At 72.8% G+C, this 1037-nt stretch carries 2 protein-coding genes; both read left to right on the top strand.

Annotated elements, in window-relative coordinates; translation table 11 throughout:
• On the top strand, positions 1-303 hold a 303-nt coding region (locus CKO13_RS12320; protein WP_242468043.1), incomplete at its 5' end, for a flagellar protein FlaG.
• A 25-nt stretch (positions 304-328) separates the two neighbouring features.
• The coding region (fliD, locus tag CKO13_RS12315) for a flagellar filament capping protein FliD (RefSeq protein ID WP_274600699.1) at positions 329-1037 on the top strand (709 nt) is incomplete at its 3' end.

The following is a 1037-nucleotide window of genomic DNA, read 5'->3' as shown; positions in this document are numbered from 1 at the left end:
GCCGGCAGGGGGGCCGAGGGGAAGTACACCCGGGAGACGATCGAGTCCCTGACCCCGCTGGAGCGCCACCGGGCGGAGGATCCGGAGGCCCTCGCCAAGGCCGTCGAGCGCCTGGAGGACGTGAGCCGGCGCATCGGCCGCGAGCTGGAGTTCCAGGTCGATGAGGAGACGGGCCGCACGGTGGTGACGGTCTACGTCAGCGGCACCGACGAGGTGGTCCGCAAGATTCCGCCCGAGGAGATGCTCGAGCTCGCCGAGCGCATGGAAGAGGTCCGCGGGCTGCTGTTCAACGACCAAGCGTAGGCACCAGCCCACAGGAGGAGCCCACATGGCCTCGCCCCTGGATCAAATGCCCGACATGATCAGCAAGATGGGTGTTGGCGCGGGCACCAACACCAAGCAGATGGTCCAGGACCTGGTCCAGGCGGAGCGGGCCCCCACCGAGAAGCGCCTCAACCAGCGCAAGCAGGAGGTCCAGCAGGAGCTCTCGGGGCTCGGCAAGATGCGCAGCGCCATGAGCCAGTTCCGCGACGCGGTCAAGGGGCTCGGCGAGGCGGGGGCCTACTCCGGGGTCAAGGCCGAGTCGAGCGACAGCAGCGTCGCCTCGCTCTCCGCCCAAGACGATGCGCTGCCGGGGCAGCACACCGTCCGGGTCGAGCAGCTCGCCCAGGGGCAGCGGCTCGCCACGCCGAGCGGGGCCTTCGAGGAGCGCTCCGAGGCCCTGGGCACGGGGCGGCTGACCCTGGTCGACGGCCGGGGCGAGGAGCAGAGGGTGCGCATCGGCGAGGAGCAGTCGACCCTGTCCGGCGTCCGCGACGCCATCAACGAGCAGGCCGACGGGGTGCGCGCCTCCATCGTCGACGACGGCGAGGGGCCGCGGCTGGTCCTCTCGACCCAGGAGAGCGGCGCGGGGAACGCCATCCAGCGGATCCGCGTGGCGCCCTCCGAGGGCGGCGAGCCGGCCAGCGGCCAGGCGGAGGGGGGCGGCGAGGGCGGCGTCGGCCAGCTCGCCGCCCTGCGCTACGGCGCCGAGCAGG

The sequence above is a fragment of the Halorhodospira neutriphila genome (genome assembly GCF_016584055.1).
GTDB lineage: Bacteria > Pseudomonadota > Gammaproteobacteria > Nitrococcales > Halorhodospiraceae > Halorhodospira > Halorhodospira neutriphila.
This window is presented reverse-complemented; position numbering and strand designations above follow the sequence as displayed.